This is a genomic window from Pseudomonas thivervalensis, assembly GCF_001269655.1.
Lineage (GTDB): Bacteria > Pseudomonadota > Gammaproteobacteria > Pseudomonadales > Pseudomonadaceae > Aquipseudomonas > Aquipseudomonas thivervalensis.
In genome coordinates, this window is sequence record NZ_LHVE01000008.1 from 27101 (window position 1) to 48067 (window position 20967).

Below are 20967 nucleotides of genomic sequence, written 5' to 3' on the forward strand. Positions count from 1 at the left end.
CGGCCGTTATTGGCCGTTTTTGAGATGGATCGCAGAAAAACGCTGGGCCCAAAGGTGCGCTTGACGAAATTGTTGAACGGTCGAGCAGTCGCTTTGACTGGCGAGCGCTTCGACGGCGGTTTTGCGCAAATCAGTGTCTTTATCGATGATCCAGACCCCCGGTTCTTGGTCGCGCAGGGCCATTTCACCGAAGCGGGTGGAGAGGACGGGCAGGCCGAGGGCGCGGTATTCGTAGTATTTGATCGGGTCGACCGAAGCGGTCAGGCGGTTGAGCTTGAACGGGATCAAACCCACTGAAAACCTTGCCATGGCCGCGATTGCATTGGCGTGGGAACATTCGGGGAGCAGCTCGATGTTGGCCGGCAGTACGCATGGCGGAGGTGTGAAGACGGGGCCGATCAGTTGGATGCGGTTTCCGGGGTTGGCCTGCGCCAGTGCGATGACCAAGTCCCAATCGAACCAGCGGCCCAGCGTGCCGACATAACCCAGCACCTGTTGCTTGGTACCGAGGTCCAGGCTTTCGACCGGCGCCGGTCCGTGCATGTCACAGGCGTTGAGGGCCAGTTCAACTTGGTCGGTCATGCCCAGAAGTTTGTCGCGAAGCGGGCGGGAGGACGCCAGTACTGTGTCCACCCGTTGAATGAGCTGCGCCTGACGGCGTTCCATGGACCTGCGTGACAGGCCCTGATAAAAGGCCGGGAAATCGTCCATGGCATCGTAGACGGCAGGGCTTTGCGGGATCAGTGCCAGCAGTTGCAAGGCCAGCTCGGAAGGTTTTCCCACACAGATCATGCAGGGCCCTTGCGCGGAAAATGCCGCGGCCTCTTCGAACAGGTTGCGCCAGAGTCGCTTGAGCAGCATGGCCGAGCCTGGCAGGGGCTCGATGGGTAAGCTGCGGGGTTTGCGGACCTGCAACCAGGGTGGAACGCTGATGCTTTGCTGATCGGCCGCAGGCGGCTTGTGCCTGAAATCGTTCAGCGTCGGTAAGCGTGTCGGGTACGGATCCATCCAGAGCACCGGTGCCCCGGTCTGGTGGTGATACCAATTGATGAAGTGATGGGGGCGCTGACTGAAGCTCGCCCACGGCAGCGGGGACAGGTAGATCATGCGCATGACTGGAAGTACCTTCTGAGAACGTCGACGATGCGCGCCGCGGCCTTGCCGTCGCCATAGGGAGAAACCCCACGTGCCATGCTTTGATAGGCCTCGGGGTCATCGAGCAGGCGCTGTGCCTGTTCGACGATGGTGTCCCGGTTGGCGCCTACCAGCTTGACCACGCCGAGCTCGACCGCCTCCGGGCGTTCGGTTTCCTCCCGCAGTACCAGCACGGGCTTGCCCAGGGCCGGGGCTTCTTCCTGCACGCCCCCGGAGTCACTGATGATCAGGTAGGAGCGCTTCATTGCCGCGATAAACGGCGCGTAATCCAGCGGTGCGTAGAGGAGGATGTTCGGGGTCTGGCCGAGCAATCGATGTGCGACATCCTTCACGTTCGGGTTGGGATGGACGGGGTAGAGGATCTGGATGCCCGGGTTCCGCTCGGCCAGGTGCTTGAGGGCCTGGCAGATATTCTGGAACGGTTCGCCGAAGTTTTCCCGCCGATGGGAGGTCACCAGCACCAGGCGTTTGCTGGCGTCCAGTGGAATAGCCAAGGCGCAGTCCTGTGCTGCGGTCATCAGCAGGGCATCGATCACGGTATTGCCGGTCAGGGTGATATCGCTGGCAGCGACGCCTTCGCGCAGCAGGTTGTCCACCGCGCGCTGGGTGGGCGCGAAATGCCAACGGGTCAGCTTGCCGGCGATCACCCGGTTGGCTTCTTCGGGGAACGGATTGCACAAATCCCCGGTACGCAGGCCCGCTTCGACATGGCCGAAGGGAATCCGCAGGTAAAAACACGCCAGTGCCGCGCACATGACCGTGGTCGTGTCGCCTTGAGCCAGCACGACATCCGGTTTCTCGGCTTGCAGCATGCCGTCGAGTTCAAGCAACAAGCGGGAGGTCAGTGCCACCAATGACTGGTTGGGGCGCATGATGTCCAGGTCCAGGTCAGCCGTGATTGCGAAGCCCTCCAGCACCTGGTCCAGCAAGCCTCGGTGCTGGGCGGTGGCGAGCACCCGGCAATCGATATTTTTTTCGGCCTGGAGCGCCTTGATCACGGGAGCCATCTTAATGGCTTCCGGGCGTGTACCGACGATGCAGAGTACCTTGCGAGTCATGCCGTTTGATTTCCTATCGTGGTGGCAAGTGAGCGGGCTATCCGGTCCGCATTGGCCATGAGGGTCAGCGTGTGGGATTTCTCGGTAAGGCTGGGCAGACAGGCGCCGTCGACAATATGCACACCGGGCAAGCCCGCGACTTCGCCAAGACGGTCAGTCTGCCCAATCCGGGGCGTCAAGTGCATAGGCAGGGTGCCCGCATAGTGGATATCCGCCCCCGGCCTGCCGACGGTGAAGCTCATGGGCATCAACAGTGCGCCCATTTTCCAGTAGATCCGGCGCAGTTTCGCCTCGGCGGTCTTCATTAGCCCGGGGAGCTCGGGATGCACCTGACCACTGATGCGCAACGAACCGTCGGGGCGCAACACCGCCGTGTTGTTGGACAGATGCCCGGGCAGGAAGATATTCCCGACGACGCAGGCGCTGAGCAGGTTTTTCAGCAGTTCGATGCTGTAGCGTTTGCTCAGGGGGATCCGGCTGACAAACTCGGTCATGGGCAGGCCTGTGGTACTGAACGTCGAACCGAAAGCCGTGGCAGCGGCCGTCAGCTCAAGGGCGAACGATAGCTGGCCCAAGCCAAATGTCGACGCCCTCGGGGTGCCGAGCATTTTCGGTAGCCACAGCAGGAAGGCTGCCGTCGGCGATGACAGCAGGGGTATCGGGGCCGAATGATTCAGGCGCTTGAGGGCGAGCCGGGTCGAGGCCAGGGTGCCTGCCGCCAGCAGCAGGCGCGTACCACGCAAGCGCAGGGCGGAGCGATGATCGGCGATCGCCCATGAGCCGTCCTGTTCCAGCAGGTCCTCCACGAGGAAATCCTGGGTGTGCCGGAACCCGGGGTATTGCTTGAGTTTTCGCAGCTCTTGCGAGGCGCTATATAAGGCTTGGTTGTGACAGCCCCACAAGCAGTTCCCAGACAGATCGCAGGCCTTGCGCTCGTCCAGTGGCTGGCTCAAGACGGCGACCCTGGAGCGGCCAAGGCGGAACCCCGGGGCGGGAAACCCCGGTCGGCGTCGGTTGTACTGTTCGAGCAGGCGTTGGTGCAGGGCATCCAGCGGCAGCGGCGGTTGCGACCACTCATCGAGGCCGAAGTAGCTTGAAAGATCATCGTCGATCCGGCCACTGATGCCGATCCGGCGGGCGACCGTTTCGTAGGACGTCTGCATCTCGGCATAATCGATGGGCAGCCCGGCAAAGTCGCTGGTACCCAGCGTCGCCACGCCGCAGCCCCAGGCATTGGACAGGCCTCCGGTGGCCAGGGAGCCAATGCCGACAAAGTTGTCGGTCTCGATGCGGTTGCCGGCGCTGAACCCTTCGAAGACATGGGCGTGGGTCGGCGTCTTCAGCTTGGGCGATACCGCGTCCAACTGGTTCAAGGCGTGGAAATTTTCGCCGATCATCCATTTCCACTGATGCGCGTCGTCGGCCCTGGCGCTGAGGAACGGGCGGGTTGGTAGCACCGAGGGGCTCGTGTCGGCCTGGGCATCGACCATGAGGACTTTGAGGCCCGCCTTGACCAGCGGATAGGCCGCCGACGTCCCGGCCGGGCCACTGCCAACAATGATCACATCGAATTCAGGCTTCACGGTGAGTTTCGCTTCCAAGCAACAGCCGCCGGGCAACGGGGCGGCCTAACAACGCCACTGTCTTCCACGCCAACGCTTTGACCGCGGAGAGTCCCAGCGCAACCAGCGTGGCGACAGGGCTGCGCGATTGTTGGACGCCAAGAAACACCTGCGCGCCCTGGGGGCTGGCTTCGGCGATACCGAGCGCAACCTGCAGGCGCCAGGCCAGTTCCTGGCCGTTGGGCTTGCGCAGGACGCCGGGGTTGTCCAGGAGTGTCAGGAGTATTGGCCAGCCCATCAGCAAGCGTGAATGAATGACGGGACGGGTTTTGCCCGCACCTTCCAACGCCCTGGCGTAACGACTGACCAGGCTTCTTTGTGGCGGGCGTTTGAGCAGGTAGTGCAAGAGCACCGCGGCTTCTTGCAGAAGCCCACGACGTTGCCCGTGGCCGGAGCGATGCAGGCCGTGGGCAAGGACGCGCAACTGGATGCCGAGTTTTTGCAGGGAACGCTCGCTGTCCATGGGCGGCAGGTGGATGAGGGAAAAAATCCGCTCCAGGCCCAGTTTTGTGCTCAAGGATAGTCCGACTGACCGGCGCATTAGCCTGAGCAATCCCACCGGCACCGGGATTGGCAGGCGAGCGGCACGGACCCGGTGGGTCGCAATTGACATCATGAAGTGGCCAAAGGCAATCGGCTGCACGGCCCCCAGATTGAAGATTTCGGCATGAATGTCGTCCCGTTCGACGACGGCCAGTATCGCGGCCGCGAGATCGTCGACGTGAATGGGTTGCACGCAAGGCGCCGGCATGAGGATTGGTATGAACGGGCTTCGGCGAACCAGCCTGCACAACAGGCCAAAGAGCCCGCGTTCGGGGCCGCCATACACTTGGCCGGGGCGGATCACCGTGCCGAAGGCGGCCAGCACGTGTTGTTCGATACGCCACTTGGTCCGGCCATAAGCACCAGTGGCTGTTGCCTCGGCGGTTTGACTGGAGATGAAAATGAACTTGGCTGAGCCTTGTTCGGCGCAACGCAGCAGCGCCTGGGCCGCCCTGACTTCGTCGTCCGCGCCGCTGTGGGCAGTGCCTGCTGTGTCGGCAGCCAAATGGATCAGCGCCTGAGTGCCGACGGGACACTCGGGGGCAGGGCCTCGCAGGTCATAGGGAAGCCAGGCATAAGGAGTGGGACATGGCTGGCGCGTGGCGCAAATGACCTCGTGTCCGCGTGCCGCCGCGAGCGCTGACAAACGTTGTCCGATGTAGCCGGTCGCTCCGGTAACTACCAGTTTCATGCTCAAGCGCCCTCGGCGCGGTCAGCGGGAGCGGGCGGGCGGGCGTCGGAATGAAACACGAACAGTTTGCTGATCCAGTAGGTCAGGGCCACGCAGACCACGTCGCAGACAAATTTCACCGGGGCAGGGCTGTCGACGACATACAGCCCCACGCCGAACAGCGCCGAGGCGACCGGGATATTGATGGCGAGCAATGAAAAATAACGCACGGCTTGAGCCTTGCTGCTGCCGCCGGTCGACTGGAACGTGAAGTGTCGATGCAAAAAGAACGCGAACACCCCAGCCACGCCTTTTCCGGCAATGTTAGCCAGGACGGGTTGACTGTCGAATAGCGCGATCAACAGCAAAAAGGCCCCCATGTCCAATGCATAGGCCATAACTTGGATGGCGCCATACCGGATAAAGGTCAAGACGTCCTCCGGATCACCACGATGTGATGCAGCGCCAATACCCGTCGCAACGGATACAGCAGTTTTTCGATGACCTTGAGCACCGGGATCAACACGTCTGGCAGGAGTTGGCGAAAGTTCAAGCCGCCGGAAACCAGGTAACGCAGATAGTTGCCGCAGATTTCCTGATGGACGATTTCCAGGCCTGGGTACTTGCGCTCGAACACCTGCCTGTCGCGCACGAAGATGATGTAGCTGAGAGCCTGGTTGGCGCCGTTCATAGGACCGGTCGAGGGTGTTTCCCAAGATGGGAAGTGCATGTCGAAGCCTTCGGACTTGAACAGGCGCTTATAGAGGAACGCGGCAAAGGGGCCGTGGAAAGGCTCGATCAAAATGGCCCCGCCGCCAATCTTGAGCGTTCTTTCCAATTCCATGAAAAACCGATCGGGATGAGGGAAGTGGTGAAAACAATTCTGGCCATAAAAGGCCCTGGTCGAATGATCGTCCAGGCTCATTGCTTCGGCATTGAGCGCCATGTCCAGTTGCTCGGTGGCGACAATGTCCGTGGCCAGTACTTCAGGGTATGAATTGCGCATGGGCGCGATGCCCGCTCCCAACTCCACCTCATGGCCTTCGACCTTGAAGTAGCGGTCGGCCAGGCGATGAAACGCGTGGTGGAACTCCACGAAGACTTCCCGCAGCATTCGCTTGCGTTCAAGCACTTTGCCGTGAAGTTCGAGGCGTTCGCTGCCATCGACATCCAAAGTCTTGAGCGACGGGTCGGATAAAAAATCTCTTAGCGCTTTAATGAGTTTTCTTCCCGCAATGACGTTGTTTTACCCCGCCTGGATTGCCGTGGCCTGCTGGGTACCGAGGCGATGTCGTAACCGAGGAACGCCATGATCAGTTGCAATCCCATGAGCATTGGCAGTGCGCTGAGCATCACGGTGCCGGCTGGCGTCGCGATGCCATTCTGCGCCGATTCATACCAGTGATAACCGCCGAAGACGATGCCGAACAAGAACATGAGGATGCCGATCGGCAGTTCGATCGAAGCCAGGGACATGTCGCGTAAATAGTAGTTGTAGAGCACGCGCTTGGTGAAGTTGCGCAGGTGTTTGAACAGGAATTCGCCAACGATTTTCGAGATCTTGAGGTGACTGACCTCGTCGCCGTATCGGGCTTCCATTGGAATATCCACCACTACGGCGCGCACGGTGTTCAGGCGGAACAGGATGTCGGTCTCGAAAAAGTAGCGTTGGCTGACCTTGTCCAGGGGGAGCAACCGGGCAACGTCGCGGTGAATCGCTGTGTAGCCGTTGGTGGGGTCGAACAGGTCCCAGTAACCCGTCGACAGTTTGGCCATCAGCGACAACACGGCATTGCCGAACAGGCGCAGCCGTGGCATCGATTGGACTTCTTCCAGATCGAAAAACCGATTGCCCTTGGTGTAGTCGGCTTCACCGGCCAGGATCGGCTCGATGAACAGCGGGATCAGGGCCGGGTCCATCTGACCGTCCCCGTCGACTTTGACAATGATGCTCGCACCATCGGCGAGGGCTGCTCGATAGCCGGTCATGACCGCGCCGCCCACGCCTTTGTTGACGTCATGGGGTAGCACCTTGACCCGGGGATCGTCACAAGAGGCCAGGACATGCCCCCCGGAATCGTCCGGGCAGGCATCGTCAATGACATAGATGCGCCAGACCTCCGGCCCTATGGCGTCGATGACACCGACAATGTGCGCGGTGACCCGATAGCTGGGGATGACGACGGCGACTCGCTGTTCATCCGTGAAAAGCTCAGTTTTTGAGTTCATCGATATCGCCCACTATTGCCTGAAGGAAAGTGACTTGAATTCCAAGGGAGTGTCGGTATGGCCGGATGCATAAATGATCACGGACGTGGCATTTGCAGGGGCAACAACGCTCATCTCATGGGTCTCCCATTGCTTGGTGCAGTCAAACGTCTCGATGCTGGCGGTAATGAAATCACCTTGGTCGTCCATCCAGTTGGCCTGGACTCTTCCGGCGGTGGCGGTCGTTGCGCAACGTGCAGACACGCTGTTGATGTAGGTCAGCCCCGGCGTCACTTCGACCCGCTGTGTGGCCGGTGTCTTGACATTGACGGTCAGGATCTTGCGCGACGCGTCATAGGTCGAGGGGGACGTCAGGCTCCAGCCCTCTAGGCTGGACAGCTCCGGGTTGAGCAGGCGTTCATCGTGCGTGACATTGAGTTTGCGCAGGTCCAGGTCACCCAGCCGGGCATACGATGTGGACACCGTGAGCAGCCGATCGAGTTGCGCCTGGGGTAGGGACTTGAGGTCGATCACCAGCCATTTCACCTGACGCTGGCGCAAGTGCTGGGTGAGCGCCAATGGTGAGGTCGCCGCATCGAATGCGTTTTTCCACTTCAGGTTGTACCAGGAGGCGTAAAGGGCATCGCCGTGCAAGCCGGCCATCAGCGGCGACGCAAAGACCGCCACGGGCTGATAACCGCTGTTCAAGGCGTTGACAGTGTCGACCATTTTTCGGATAGGCAAGCGTTCCAACAGATAGGCGTCCCGACCTGCCTGGCTCGACAGTGCCGAGGGATTTATGTCGCCGTAATAAGTCGCGGCCTGAATGAAACGGGTATTGGTCAGGACCAACACGGCGCCGGCCACAATGGCGAGGCTGCGGGGGAAGATCCTGGCGTCGGAAAAGGGCAGGGCGAGGATCACTGAGAACAGCGCGAAGGAGGGGAACACATAACGCAGGTAGGCCGTTGAATGGAACGTCATGAACATCGCGCCGGCACCGACCAGGAGGATGCACAGGGCTTTTTTGTTGCCACTCAACAGCACGGCGACGGCCGCCGTGGGCAGCAGCAACCATTGAAAGCCGGCCGCGCCGACTCGCCCCTCGATGAACTGAGGCGACTTGAAGACCATTCGATAGAGGGTGTCCCAGGTCATCCCTGTGCCGAAGGTGGCCGGCGGTTCGAAATTGAAGTTCGGCCAGAGTGGCGAATGGAAAACGGCATTGAAAAACGGGAACACCGGGTTGCCGGTCAAGTATCCGGCAGAGAGGTAAGGCGTTGCACCGGCCAGTGTCAGGCCGGCACTGCCCAGCAGGAGCGTCTTGGCGATGCCTGGAATAGCCCAGGCCTTGAGCTGCAGCAGCAGAATCACCAGCAGGACCGGCAGGACGCTCAGGGTCACAGCCTTGGTCGCCAGGGCAAAGCCCAGCAGGACGCCGGCCAGGAGCAATTGCGACAGGCGCTCCCTGGGATCCGGCGTGAAGCGTGAGACCTTCAGGATCGCCAGGGTCCCGGCCATCATGAAGGCGGTCCACGCCGACTCGATGTGCAGGCTGCTGCTTTCGGCGAAGGCGAGGGGCGTCGACAGAAAGATCAGGCTTGCCCAACGGGCACTGGTGGCAGAGCCTCCGGCCCAGAGGGTCATGTTGCGGATCTGCCACGCCAGCAGCAAGGTGAATGCGCTGTTGCTCAGGCGCGCTGCCGTTTCACCGGCCAGCATGTAGACGATGCTGTAGATCCAATCGGCCAGCATGGGCATGACCGCCCACACATAGGTGCTTGCATCGAATGACCATTGATGCCGCTGGGCCAGGTGTGAAGGGACGAAGAGGTGCATCGCCAATGCGTCGTGCCCGACCTCTGGCATGAAGGCGACCAACACGTAAAGGCAGGCGAAGCTGCAGATCAGTACGTCGAGCCCTGTCTGGAGGGGGGGTTGCGCTGAGCGGGTGGCCTGGATGTGCCGCAGCAGTTCACGACCTGTGGATGCGAGATGTTTGTGCCCGAGTAACAGCGGCAATGACAGCAGCGCGCCATACAGCCAGGGGTAGTTGATCGGAACGTACGCGGCCAGCCCTGTCAGCGTACCGAACGTACCGGCTCCTACCAGCAGATGGACGCTCCAGTCGACCGAGGTTGCTTGCCTGAGCATCCACCTGCCGAGCACGGTGGCAGACAGCGCGAAGACCGCGACCACAATCACTGGCCAAGCTTGTGCGCAGGCAATGGACAGGCACGCCAACAAACCCAGGCAAAGCGTGACCGGTGGCCTGCGAGTGAAGACGGTGAGGGCAGTCAGGACCGCGACTGAGAGCAACAGGGTCCGGGTGCCGCTGTTCATGGACGCCAGCTCAAGCGTCGAAAACCCGTACACGCCGACCACCGTACTCGCCAGTAAAACCAACAACACCACTGCGTACTTCAGGTCGTATCTGGGCAAAATATTGTCTCGGCTAAAGGGACAACGTTACTCACTTAGGGCCATCGAAATATCCGTGGCGAGGGAGCTTGCTCCCGCTTGAGTGCGAAGCGCTCATAAAAAGGGGCTGCTACGCAGCCCAGCGGGAGCAAGCTCCCTCGCCACAAATTCATCTGCTCCCTTAAGCAAATAGCGTTGCGTGCAAAGGGCTGTTTATACGTCTCGGTACGTGTGCGGGACCCAGGATCCCCATTTGCTCTCATAGATCGCCCGGTTTCTTTCGAAAAGCGCCTGTTTTTTCCGGGCACCCAAGGTGTTGAACGAGGCGGACAAATGATGGTGGACGAAGACATCTTCGGCGCAGGCCGCGCGCATGCCACGACGCTGCACGCGGCGGCAGTAATCGTCATCTTCGAAGAATCCCAGGCCGTACTCTTCGCACAGGCCACCGATCTGCTCGTAGGTCGAGCGTGGGAACATCACGCAGAAAAACGCCAGGGTATTGATTTCGAACCACTCGCCCATGCGCGCGCGGGTCATTTGCGCGGCTTCGGCGGGCATGTCTTCCATGCGGTCATAGCGGGTGCTGACCTTGGCTTCATTGCCGATGTTGTTGGTGATCGGGCCGATGATGCCGATTTCCTTGTGGTCCTGTAGATGACGGATCAAGCCCTTGATCCAACCGGCGGTGACGACCGTGTCGTTGTTGAGGATAACCAGGTAGTCACCACTGGCCGCCGCGAGGCCCTGGTTGTTGCCGGCGGCGAATCCCTTGTTGTCTGAATTGAGGATGACGATCCGGTCCGGATGTCCCTTGGCCCAGGCGGAGAGGTAGGCCGGGGTCTGGTCGCTGGAGTGGTTGTCGACGACGATGATTTCAAGGTTCGGGTAATGGCTCTGGGTCAACAGGCTGTCGAGGCAGGCCTTGGTCAACTCGAGGTTGTTATAGGTCAACACCACCACGCTGACTTTAGGCAGCGGCAATGTCGCGATGGCCTGGCGCAAGCGGGTGGCCCGATGCTGCCAGGTCTGGCCCCGGGCGAACGATTGACGCGCCTGCAGCATGGCGCCGGCCTCTGGCAACGTGTTCAGGACATTGCGGATGGCCGAGATGAACTCAGGCGGCTTTTCAACTGTCCAGACCAGTTGGCCGAACTGGCTCAACTCCGGCAGTTTCACCGACACCACCGGTTTTCCAGCGCTCAAGTATTCATAGACCTTGACCGGGTTGGTGGCGAGCGTCAAAGGCATGACCTTGAACGGCAGCAGGCACACGTCCATGGCGTGCAGATAGTAGGGCAGGGAGGCGTATGGGACCTCGCCCTCCAGAAGCACATTCGGGCAGGCCTTGAAGTGCTTTTTCGCCTGGACGGTATCGCTGCCGATCAACAGGATCAGGTGCTGCGGGAAGGCTTGGGCGACTTGCTTGACCAGGTTCAGATCGAACCACTCGGCAATGACGCCGTAGTAGCCGATGATCTTTCTCTTGGCGGGGTCTTGGTAGACCCTGTCGGGGCGTTGGCTGAAGAAGCTGAATTCGCAGGCGTTGCGGATCACCTCCACGTTGCGGTTTTCCCGTTTGCCGTGCTGTTCGATCCAGTCGGATGTCGCCACCAGCAGATCGGCCCTGCGCATCAAGGCGATTTCAAGGTCGAGCAGTTCCTGGGCGACGTTGCCGAAGCCTTCGTGATGGTCCATGCAGTCATAGACCAGCGTGGAGTTGGGGACACGCCTGGCCAGCGGAAACCAATAGGCATGCTGGACGATGCAATCCACGGCAGCGACGTTCGCCGATTGCAGGAGCATGGCCAGGCCTTCGCGCAACTGGCGGATCGCGGCCGCCGATGGCGGGGCGTGATAAATGGCCGGTGCGCCACGTACCTTGAAACGGATCTGGAACAGCCGTTTGGAGCCCTCCAAGGGCTCCGCTTCGAAACCGGGGGCGTCATCGTCGATGAAGTGGTTCGAGACATACAGTGTGGTTTGTCCGGCCCGGGCCAATTCCTTGGCCAGGTTCTGTGGGCGCTGGATGCGGAAGTGCCAGTCAATCACACCGAACATCAGGACCATGGGCTGCCCGTGTTCAGACGGCACGGCAAGGTTTACGGGCGGTAGCAAGGGTTGCGGTGGGGTGGCGCTGGGGGGCGCTGGCTCGCCTGGCGTTGTCCTGGTGGGTTTCAACCAGCTTCGAAGCCGATGCGCCAGCTTGCTCTTCTGGTGTGCGGTGAGCGGTAACCAGGCGTAGACCCGGCGCGATAATTTATACAGCTGCTTGCGTATCGAATAACGCAGTGGCGCGCGTTCGATGGCGTTGCCCCAGTCCGACAGCTTGAACAACTCAGCCTGCTTCGCCGCCAGTTTGGCGCGCAGATCCACCGCCCAATCGGAAAGCGCGACCGCCTCGCTGTGTTTTGTCCGCAGTAATGCCTCGGCATCCTTGAGGCGCTGTTCGGCCACCCGCAGTTGCTCGCGCAGCCGCACGGTCTTGCCTTCTTGAAGTGACAGGCGTGTGCGAAGCGCTTGTGAACCAAGGTTCAGTTGTTTGATGAGCCGATCTCGATTTTCGATTTCCCTGATCAACTGCAAGGCTTCAATGGATTTGGATTGTGTTGAGCGAGTCAGTTGGTCAATGCAATCAACAAGACGGTTGATCTGGTCCATGCGGTTTTCTGGTCCTTTGGTCAAATACGGTAACGCTCACTCGGTCTTTCAGGATCGATGTTGTCTGCAATCATATGCCGGCCCCAGCTCCGACCGTGGGATGAATCAAGCATAGCGTCTGCTGGACGGGGCGCCACGCCAATACCCTCATATGACGTCGGCAAAGCCTTTGCGTGTCCTCTGGAACCAGGCAAACCCGGCGCAGGCAATCAGCACGGCGATCGCCGAGTAAGTGGTCAGGTGTTCCCATTGCGGCGGTCTGCCCCAGAATAGTACATCGCGAACCATTTCTACCGGCAGCGTCAGCGGGTTTGCCTGCAGGGCGGCCTGATAGCTTTGCGGAAGCGTCGAGCGTGGGTAGAAGATCGGTGACAGAAACAGCATTGCCGTGATGATGATGCCGATGAACTGACCGATATCGCGCAGGTAGACGCTGATCGAGGCGAGAAACCAGGAGAGCCCCAGCGTCAGCAACACCAATGGAAACAGTACCAATGGCAGCAGAAGAGCGGTGATCGGTGGGGTGCCGAACAGGGCGACGTAGAAGACCAGCCAGGCCAGCACGCTGATAGCCATGTGGAACAGTGCGGCGCCAAGGGACACCAGGGGCAGGGTTTCCAGTGGAAACACGATCTTCTTGACGTAGTTGGTATTGGCCAGCACCAGGCCCGGCGCACGATTCACGCATTCGGAAAACAGGTTGAAGACCAGCAGGCCCGCGAACAGCACCAGGGCGAACTCGCTCTTGGACTCACCGCCGCCAGACCAGCGGGCCTTGAAGACGACACTGAACACGAACGTGTAGACCACCAGCATGAAAACCGGCGTGAAGAATGACCATAAGATGCCGAGTATCGAGCCTTTGTAGCGACCGATGACTTCTCGGCGGATCAATACGTAGATCAGGGCTCGATTGACCAGAACACTCTTGATCATGGCGGAGGGGGACGTGCTGAACGACTGCATTGATGCTTGATCCTTAAGGCAATATTCGGATGCTCTCGGAGTCGCGTCCTCATTGGAGGGTAGACCACGAGCAGATTCATTCGAAGGTTTTTTTCCATCTGTGCTTAACTCATTCGCAGCGCCCAACGAAGGACTGATTGAGTAGCGCCGCAATAATGGCCGTGATTCATGGAAGGGTTTTGCCGATGTCGTTTGAAGTGGCCATCCGCGCCGAAAACCTGAGCAAGTGTTACCAGATTTATGATGCACCCAAGGACCGCCTGTTGCAGATGCTGGTGCGCGGCAGGAAGCGTTTCTACCGCGAGTTCTGGGCCCTGGACGATGTTTCCCTGAGCATCGCCAGGGGGGAGACCGTCGGTATCATCGGCCGTAACGGCAGTGGCAAATCCACCTTGTTGCAACTGATCTGCGGCACGTTGATGCCGACCCGGGGCAGCGTCCAGGCGCATGGCCGGATTGCCGCGTTGCTGGAGCTGGGGTCCGGTTTCAATCCGGAGTTCACCGGTCGGGAAAACGTCTACGTGAACGCGGCGGTGCTGGGCTTGAGTCGCTCGGAGATCGACGCTCGCTTCGATGACATCATCGCTTTCGCCAATATCGGCGACTTCATCGACCAGCCCACCAAAATCTACTCCAGCGGGATGCTGGTACGGCTGGCCTTCGCCGTTTCGGTTTGTGTGGAGCCGGAGATCCTGATCGTCGATGAGGCACTTTCCGTCGGCGATGCATCCTTTCAATTCAAATGCCTGAATCGGCTGGAAGAACTGTCTGCCAAAGGCACGACGCTGCTGTTCGTTTCCCATGACATGAGCATGGTCAAGCGTTTCTGCCACCGGGTCATCTACCTGCGTGCGGGCCGGATCGTGGCCAGCGGCTCGCCCGATGAAATGGCCGAACTGCATTTGCTTGACATGCGCGACGAGCAACGTCGCTGGGCCAGTGGCGGTGTCACACCGGTGACGCGCAAGCCATTCATGGGCGAGCACGAGGGGATTGCCTTTGGGACTGAAGAGGGGCACATCAGCGCTGCCTGTTTCACCAACACCCAGCAACTGTCGTCCAGTTACCTGTATGGCGACGACATCGAGATTCGCGTCGAGGCGTTGCTGCATGAGTCGATCGTTCAACCCAGCATCAGCTTCACCATCCAGGAGGCGAGGCTGCTGGTGATTGGTGGGGGCAACTTCGCGCTGCAACCGGGCCCCGTCGAAGACGGCTGGCGGCGTACCGAGATCACGGTGCGCTTCCCGGGCAACCTCGCGCAGGGGCGCTATCATGTCACCCTCAAGTTGCTGCACGGCGCGACGGAAGATACCTCGCAGCTGATCGAGAAACAGGTCGCGCCCCTGGCGTTCGACATGTTGCCGAACCACAGGGATTTCCTGGGCATGGTGGACCTGGGACTGCGGCGGATCGATGCGTGGCCGGTTGAGCCACTTGCCAAGGCCTGTCGGACTCGAGGAGAGGAAGCGTTGACGGAACACCTGGACGAGCGCACGTGGCAGGTCGCCATATTCGGCACCTTTGACGTCGAAAACTACGGCGACCTGCTGTTCCCGATCATTGCCGAGGCGGAGCTGGCCCGACGCTTGGGGTCAGTCGAGCTGCATCGGTTTTCCTATCATGGCAAAAGCCGACCTGAATGGCCCTACGGGGTGACGTCGCTGACGGAACTGCCTCGTGTAGCGGCGGGCCTGGATGGCGTCTTGATCGGCGGCGGTTTCCTGATCCGATTCGATAAAGTCGTTGCCCACGGCTATGGTCCGGCAAGCGCCGATATCCATCATCCAACCGGTTATTGGCTGACGCCTGCGCTGATCGCGTTGCAGCACGGGATTCCGGTGATGTGGAATGCCCCCGGGATGCATTGCAACAATATTCCCGACTGGGCCAGGCCGTTATTGACAATGGCCCTTGAACAAAGCCCGTACGTGAGCGTTCGTGACGCATTGACACGCGACACCCTCGCTGCGCTCACCCGGCAGGCCGAGATCGAAGTGCTGCCCGATACCGCGTTTGGCTTGCCCCGCCTGATCGATGAACGGCGACCCTCGGCCGAGTTCATTCGCCTGCGCGAGCACGCCGGACTGACCGGGCCCTACATCGTGATCCACGCCATTCACGTGGTGGAATCCTTTGTAAAACTGTTCGAAGACCACGCCGAGGCGTTCCAGGACTACCAGTTCCTGGTGGTGCCGATCGGTCCCGTCCTGGGGGACGATCCATCGGTCATTGCCGGGCGCCTGCCCGGGGCCGTTACCTTGTCGTTCTGGCCGGAACCGTTGCTCATGGCGGAACTGCTCAGCCAGGCCCAAGCGGTGATCGGCCATAGCTACCACCTGGCGATCACTGCCTTGGCGTTTGGCGTCCCGGTGTTTTGCTCGGCGGACCTGGCCACGGGCAAATACACGGCGTTGGCTGGGTTCGACTCGCTTCACGCGCTGCCGGACGTGGCGACGGTCGACCCGCAATGGTTCATCGCCCGTGTGGGCAAGACCCGCCCATCCCCGGCGGCGCTTGCGGCGGCGGATCGACTGGTCGAGCATTGGGATCGGGTCGCGGCGATCATTCGCCAGGGTAAAACCTCATCCCAGCCGGTATTGGGGGCTTTTCTACAGCACCTGCCCACTCTGCTCGAAGCCGCCGCCGAGGGGCGTGAGCCAGTACCGGCTGAATCGCCAGCAAGCCCCGTCGTGCCGGAGCCGGACATCATCTCACCGGCACAAAACGTGGCGGCACAGGAGCTCACCCAGCAACAACGAATTGTCCAGCTCAGCCAGCAACTGGCCCTCAGTGATGCCAGGATGCGAGAGTTGCAGAACTCCAACTCATTCCGAGTGACCGCGCCACTGCGTTCCATCGCCCGTGGTATCCGAAACCTGACAGCGAACAAGAACAGACAATGCTAGATCTCACTCGTCTCACGCCAGCGGCGCTAAAGACTCATCCGTTCTCATGGGCGGAAATTGGCGGCCTGTATTCGGTCGAGGATGCCGCCGCGTTGGCGGCGTCCTTTCCCCATGATCACTTCAAGACGGTGAGCGGTTATGGTGGTGAGAAGAATTATGATTATGAGGCCCGCGCCCTGGTGGGCATGGGCACCAACACCATTGCGTTCCCTGAAGAACTGAGCGAGGTGTGGCTGAAGCTCGCGCAGGACCTTGGGTCGGCTGGCTATCGAGAGGCAATGTCAGAGCTGACCGGGATTGATCTGCGTACCGTTCCGATGGAAGTCAACGTTTTTCATTACGGTCCCGGTGCGAGCCTGGGGCCCCATCCGGACCTGCCGGATAAACTGGTCACCCATATCCTGTATTTCAATGAGTCCTGGGACCGTAACGACGGTGGGTGCCTGAACATCCTGCACCGCAACGATCCCACCGCCGTGGCGGCCGAGATCGAGCCGCTGGTGGGCAACTCGGCGATCCTGGTGCGCTCGGATCATTCCTGGCATGCCGTCACACCTGTGGTGAGCGGATGCCATTCTTCCCGCCGCAGCCTGACTGCCACGTTCTACCGGCCGGGCTCCCTCAGTTCCATGTGGCCGCCGGGCGACAGCACTCCGCTGCACGGGTATCCACGTGCTTGAGCTCGACCGCACCTTGATCGACCGCGACGCCGCGTTGGCCCAAAGAGACGCGGCCATCAATGAGCGCGATATCGCCCTGGCAAAAGTCGACTTCCTGCAAAACACCCGGTCGTGGCGCTTTACCCGGCCGCTGCGCTCGCTTTTCCGAGTGATGCGTCATGGTTTTGCCGCCGCCGAGGAATTGCCCGAGCCGGCCGCGGCGCTTGTCTACCCGGCAGCCCCGGAGCCGTTGCCGAACGTTGAGGCGGAACCTGATTTCACTACGAAAGGGCGATTGGATATTCTCTGCTTCGCCAACATCGAGTGGGCCGCACGTTTCCAGCGACCGCAGCAATTGATGAGTCAGTTTGCGAGCAACGGTTATCGGGTTTTCTACATCGTCCCCTCCAGCGTGCCAGAACAGGGGGAGCTGTATCGATTGACGTCAGTGGCGCCCAATATCTTTGAAGTCGCCCTGCAGCGCGGGGCCCAAGAGGCGTATTACGAAAAAACCGTGACGCCTGAGAATCATCAGGCGCTGCTGCGCGCCCTGGCGGCATTGGTCGCCGACATGCAGATCAGAACCGCCCTCTCGGTGGTGCATATCGCTTACTGGAGCCCCGTGGCACTCAGCTTGCGCGCCCTGCATGGCTGGCGCATTCACTATGACTGCATGGATGACTGGGATGGTTTCCCGAACATCGGCGAACCGCTGCTGAGCGAGGAAAAGACCCTGATTGCCCAGGCCGACCTGCTGACCGTTTCCGCCGCGTTGCTTTACCAGAAATGGTGCGCCTACACCCCACGTTGCGTGTTGGTCCGGAACGCGGTGGATTTCGCTTTTTTCCGGCAGCATTGTTTTACCAATGATGTGTTGAGCGGACTTACCGGGCCTGTCATTGGTTACTACGGCGCCCTGGCGGAGTGGCTTGATTATCCCTTGCTGGCGGCGTTGGCGGATCGGCGACCGGATTGGAACTTCATCCTGGTGGGGGATATTTTTGTCGACGACCTGGCGGGTCTTGAGCACAAGCCCAATGTGCAGTTGTTGGGTCACAAGCCGTATTCGCAAATGCCGCTGTACCTGGATCACTTCGATGCCTGCCTGATTCCCTTCAGGCTCTACAACGTGACTCATGCGGTCGATCCGGTGAAGTTCTACGAGTACGTCAGCGCAGGCAAGCCGGTCGTTTCCACGCCACTGGCGGAAATGGGCCTCTATAAAGACCTGCTGTACTTTGCAACCGGGGTCGATGAGTTCATCGAGCAGATCGAACGTGCCTTGGCCGAGCGCGACCTGGCCTTGTACAAGCGACGGGTGGAACTCGCCCGGGCCAATGATTGGAAGGATCGATTCAACAGCATGCAACAGGCTATTGCCGGGCTGTACGAAAAAGTCTCCATCGTGCTTGTGACGTACAACAACCTCAATCTGACGGTCCAATGTGTAAACAGCATCCTGCGCAATACCACCTGGCCCCATTACCAGCTCATTGTCGTCGACAATGGTTCGGAGGATGGGACGCGGGATTATCTGGAGCGCCTGCGCCAGGAGGTGCCGATGGCAAAGGTCATCCTCAACCCGGACAACCGGGGTTTCGCCGCGGCCAATAACCAGGGTTTACGCGAAGCCGACGGTGAAATCCTGTTGTTGCTTAATAACGACACGGTCGTGCCGGGTGGCTGGCTGGATCCGCTGATCATGCGTCTGAGGGATCCGAGTATCGGCCTGGTCGGACCGGTCACGAATACGGTAGGAAACGAAGCGAAAATTGAAGTTTCCTACACTGATATTCAACAGATGCAAGCGTTCGCGGACCACTACACCGAAGCCCACAAGGGACGCTCGTTCGATATCTCGATGCTCGCGATGTTCTGTGTCGCTTTTCGCCGAGGCATTCTCGAAGAGGTGGGGTATCTGGATGAAGCTTTCGGGATCGGGATGTTCGAAGACGACGACTATAGCCGTCGCGTGCAGGCGGCCGGCTACCGGACGGTCTGCGCCGAAGATGCGTTTATCCATCACTACGGGCAGGCCTCGTTCAGGAAACTGATCGCCAGTGGCGAGTACCAGGCCCTCTGGGACAAGAACCAGGCGTACTTCGAAAGCAAATGGGGCGCTTGGCAAGCCCACGTCCATCGCAACGAGGCGGGTGTGGAGACGGGGGAGAAGGGCTAGCTCGCGATGGGGCCGGTCGATTCAACATCCATGCAACTGACCCACCGCCAGGCGCCTCAGCGCGCAGGCAAGTCATCGCTACTCAGATGAAACCCCTTGGGAGCGAAACCAAGCCGATCACTGGCATCCGAATGATCGAACACCAGATCCTGATTCATCCGCCCCACCAGTGCGCTTGAAAGATGCCGGTACCGCGGCAAACAGCGCAGGATCGAAACGCCCAGGCTGAGTGCCCTGGCGGGAAGGGGCAGTGTTCGCTCCGGGCGTCCCATGGCCTGGAATATCCGGCTCACCATCGTGTGATAAGGCAAAACCTCCCCCCCTGACAGTTCATAGCCGCCACTGGGCAAGCCAGGCATGCTCAGCGCCGACAGACAGGCCTGGACCACATCATCGCCATGCACGGGTTGGCGCAATCCTGTCGCGCCGCCAATAAGCGGGAAAAACCCGAAGCGTTGAATGAAACGTGCGATCTCCGAAATGTTCTTGTCGCGGCCAAAGCCATAGATCAGGGTCGGTCGCAGGATCACCCATTCGATTTGCCGTTCGTTCGCCCACTGCGCAAGCTGCTCTTCTGCGCGTATCAAGCGTTGCGCCACGTCCCTTTCCCGCGCGTCAGGCGAAGCTTGTTTGGCAAAGCGGCTGGTGGAAGACAGGACGACAACGCGTTTGATGTCGGTGCTGGCGAGGCGCTCCAGATAGTCGGGCAACACCCAGAGGGGAGCCAATGACAGGAAGGTGTCCAGCGTCAGCCCACGCCAGTCATCAGCCTGTCGCCACGACACGGCGGGGCAGGAGGTCATGGGCGGGCTTCGAGTGAAGGCGCTCGTCGAGTGACCGGCGTGAGCCAGCAATGGCAAGGTGCGCTCGCCCAGGAAGCTCGAAGCGCCCAATATTCCTATTCGCAATTGAGCGCTCTTACCATGGACTCCATGCCTGTTTGAGCCGGGTAATCGCGTGGCGAAGGACCACCAGGCCGAATCGAAACCAGACCCCGATCACTACGCTGATCCACAGGGCGGCAGGGTATTTGCGACGGAAAAACTTGCGATAGAAACGCAGGAATCCCAGGTGTTTATGCCATTCGACGAAATAGGGGCGATCACGACTGCAGGCACCGAACACATGCATCACCCGGGCGTCCGGCACGAACAGCACGCGCCAGCCGGCCTGATGGAAGCGCATGCACCAGTCCAGGTCTTCGCAATGAAGGAAATAGTCTTCGTCCCACAACCCAACGCTCTCGATCGCTTCGCGCTTGACCAGCATGCAAGCCCCGGAGATGGCTTCAACGGCAATGGGCACGTTGGGGAGTGGCTCCTTGTGCAATAAAAAATCCGACAACACCGACGGGAAAAGCGCCGAGAGCCGCGAAAGCCCGAAGGCCCGCATGAAGGCGCGCCTGGGTGTCGGGAACACCCGGCGTCCACCGGCTTGCTCGCTGCCGTCCGGATTGCACAGGAACCCGCCGACCATGCCGATTTCCGGCGCGCTGCGCAACGCCAGCAACAAGCGGTCGATGGCATTAGCGGCCAGCTTGCTGTCCGGGTTCAAGAAAAACAAGTTGGGAGCCGCTGACAGGCGAGCACCTTGGTTGCACGCCACGGCGAAGCCGAGGTTGGCGGCATTGCGTACGATCTGAAGCGAGCCGCCGGCAGGGTGGATTCGCTCCAGCCGCGTCAGGCTGTCATCGTGGGAGTCGTTATCCACCACAATCACTCTGGAAGCGCCGGCGACAAACGCCGACTCGACACACTCCAGTAACAGTTCACCGGCGTTGTAATTGACGATGATCACATCACACTCGCCGTGTGGCGAGGGCTTGGCCCATTCATCTATGGCGAGCAGTTCCACTGCTTCCAACATCATCTCTCCATGCACGGAACCTGGATACGTATGGGGTCGCAACTACTCAG

At 60.2% G+C, this 20967-nt stretch carries 14 protein-coding genes and 2 pseudogenes; 4 read left to right on the forward strand and 12 right to left on the reverse strand.

Features of this window, described 5'->3' with window-relative positions; all coding sequences use genetic code 11:
* Positions 1–6: 6 nt before the first annotated feature.
* The 10 genes from AD659_RS11915 to AD659_RS11960 all read right to left on the reverse strand — a co-directional run bounded on the left by AD659_RS11915 (position 7) and on the right by AD659_RS11960 (position 13304).
* Positions 7–1113, reverse strand: a complete 1107-nt coding sequence (locus AD659_RS11915) for a glycosyltransferase family protein (protein ID WP_053121427.1) — start codon at positions 1111–1113, stop codon at positions 7–9.
* Positions 1104–2213, reverse strand: a complete 1110-nt coding sequence (gene wecB / locus AD659_RS11920; protein ID WP_053121430.1) for a non-hydrolyzing UDP-N-acetylglucosamine 2-epimerase — start codon at positions 2211–2213, stop codon at positions 1104–1106. Before wecB ends, AD659_RS11915 begins: the two co-directional genes overlap by 10 nt.
* On the reverse strand, positions 2210–3796 hold the full coding sequence (locus tag AD659_RS11925) for an FAD-dependent monooxygenase (RefSeq protein WP_053121432.1): 1587 nt from the start codon (positions 3794–3796) through the stop codon (positions 2210–2212). Before AD659_RS11925 ends, wecB begins: the two co-directional genes overlap by 4 nt.
* Positions 3786–5069, reverse strand: coding sequence for an NAD-dependent epimerase/dehydratase family protein (locus AD659_RS11930; RefSeq protein ID WP_082343545.1), 1284 nt, complete (start codon positions 5067–5069; stop codon positions 3786–3788). The genes AD659_RS11925 and AD659_RS11930 overlap by 11 nt, the downstream gene beginning before the upstream one ends.
* Positions 5070–5071: 2 nt before the next feature.
* Positions 5072–5479, reverse strand: a complete 408-nt coding sequence (locus tag AD659_RS11935) for a GtrA family protein (RefSeq protein ID WP_053121436.1) — start codon at positions 5477–5479, stop codon at positions 5072–5074.
* Entirely contained in the window at positions 5476–6162 is a 687-nt protein-coding gene (locus AD659_RS11940; RefSeq protein WP_231987728.1) for a class I SAM-dependent methyltransferase, read from the reverse strand. Before AD659_RS11940 ends, AD659_RS11935 begins: the two co-directional genes overlap by 4 nt.
* A gap of 92 nt (positions 6163–6254) precedes the next feature.
* Positions 6255–7277, reverse strand: coding sequence for a glycosyltransferase family 2 protein (locus AD659_RS11945; RefSeq protein WP_053121440.1), 1023 nt, complete (start codon positions 7275–7277; stop codon positions 6255–6257).
* A gap of 12 nt (positions 7278–7289) precedes the next feature.
* On the reverse strand, positions 7290–9698 hold the full coding sequence (locus AD659_RS11950) for a phospholipid carrier-dependent glycosyltransferase (RefSeq protein WP_231987727.1): 2409 nt from the start codon (positions 9696–9698) through the stop codon (positions 7290–7292).
* Positions 9699–9890: 192 nt separating this feature from the next.
* A complete protein-coding gene (locus AD659_RS11955) occupies positions 9891–12338 on the reverse strand; it encodes a glycosyltransferase (RefSeq protein ID WP_053121445.1) in 2448 nt (815 codons plus the stop codon).
* Between the two features lie 147 nt (positions 12339–12485).
* The gene (locus tag AD659_RS11960) at positions 12486–13304 is read right to left on the reverse strand and encodes an ABC transporter permease (protein ID WP_053121447.1); all 819 of its coding nucleotides are present in this window, start codon (positions 13302–13304) and stop codon (positions 12486–12488) included.
* Between the two features lie 185 nt (positions 13305–13489).
* Between AD659_RS11960 and AD659_RS30190 the strand changes: the two are divergent.
* From AD659_RS30190 to AD659_RS11975, 4 genes and pseudogenes are all read left to right on the forward strand, one after another.
* Positions 13490–14710 (forward strand): annotated as a pseudogene (locus AD659_RS30190) (ABC transporter ATP-binding protein); the annotation flags it as partial.
* 141 nt (positions 14711–14851) lie between these two features.
* A pseudogene (locus AD659_RS30195) lies at positions 14852–16213 on the forward strand (polysaccharide pyruvyl transferase family protein); the annotation flags it as partial.
* A complete protein-coding gene (locus tag AD659_RS11970) occupies positions 16207–16893 on the forward strand; it encodes a 2OG-Fe(II) oxygenase (protein ID WP_053121451.1) in 687 nt (228 codons plus the stop codon). The pseudogene AD659_RS30195 and the gene AD659_RS11970, both read left to right, overlap by 7 nt.
* On the forward strand, positions 16886–19051 hold the full coding sequence (locus AD659_RS11975; protein WP_053121453.1) for a glycosyltransferase: 2166 nt from the start codon (positions 16886–16888) through the stop codon (positions 19049–19051). Before AD659_RS11970 ends, AD659_RS11975 begins: the two co-directional genes overlap by 8 nt.
* 56 nt (positions 19052–19107) lie before the next feature.
* Here the strand turns inward: AD659_RS11975 and AD659_RS11980 are convergent, their stop codons facing one another.
* Entirely contained in the window at positions 19108–19854 is a 747-nt protein-coding gene (locus AD659_RS11980) for an NAD-dependent epimerase/dehydratase family protein (RefSeq protein ID WP_197676977.1), read from the reverse strand.
* A 115-nt stretch (positions 19855–19969) separates the two neighbouring features.
* The gene (locus AD659_RS11985) at positions 19970–20917 is read right to left on the reverse strand and encodes a glycosyltransferase family 2 protein (protein ID WP_167352867.1); all 948 of its coding nucleotides are present in this window, start codon (positions 20915–20917) and stop codon (positions 19970–19972) included.
* Positions 20918–20967: the final 50 nt, after the last annotated feature.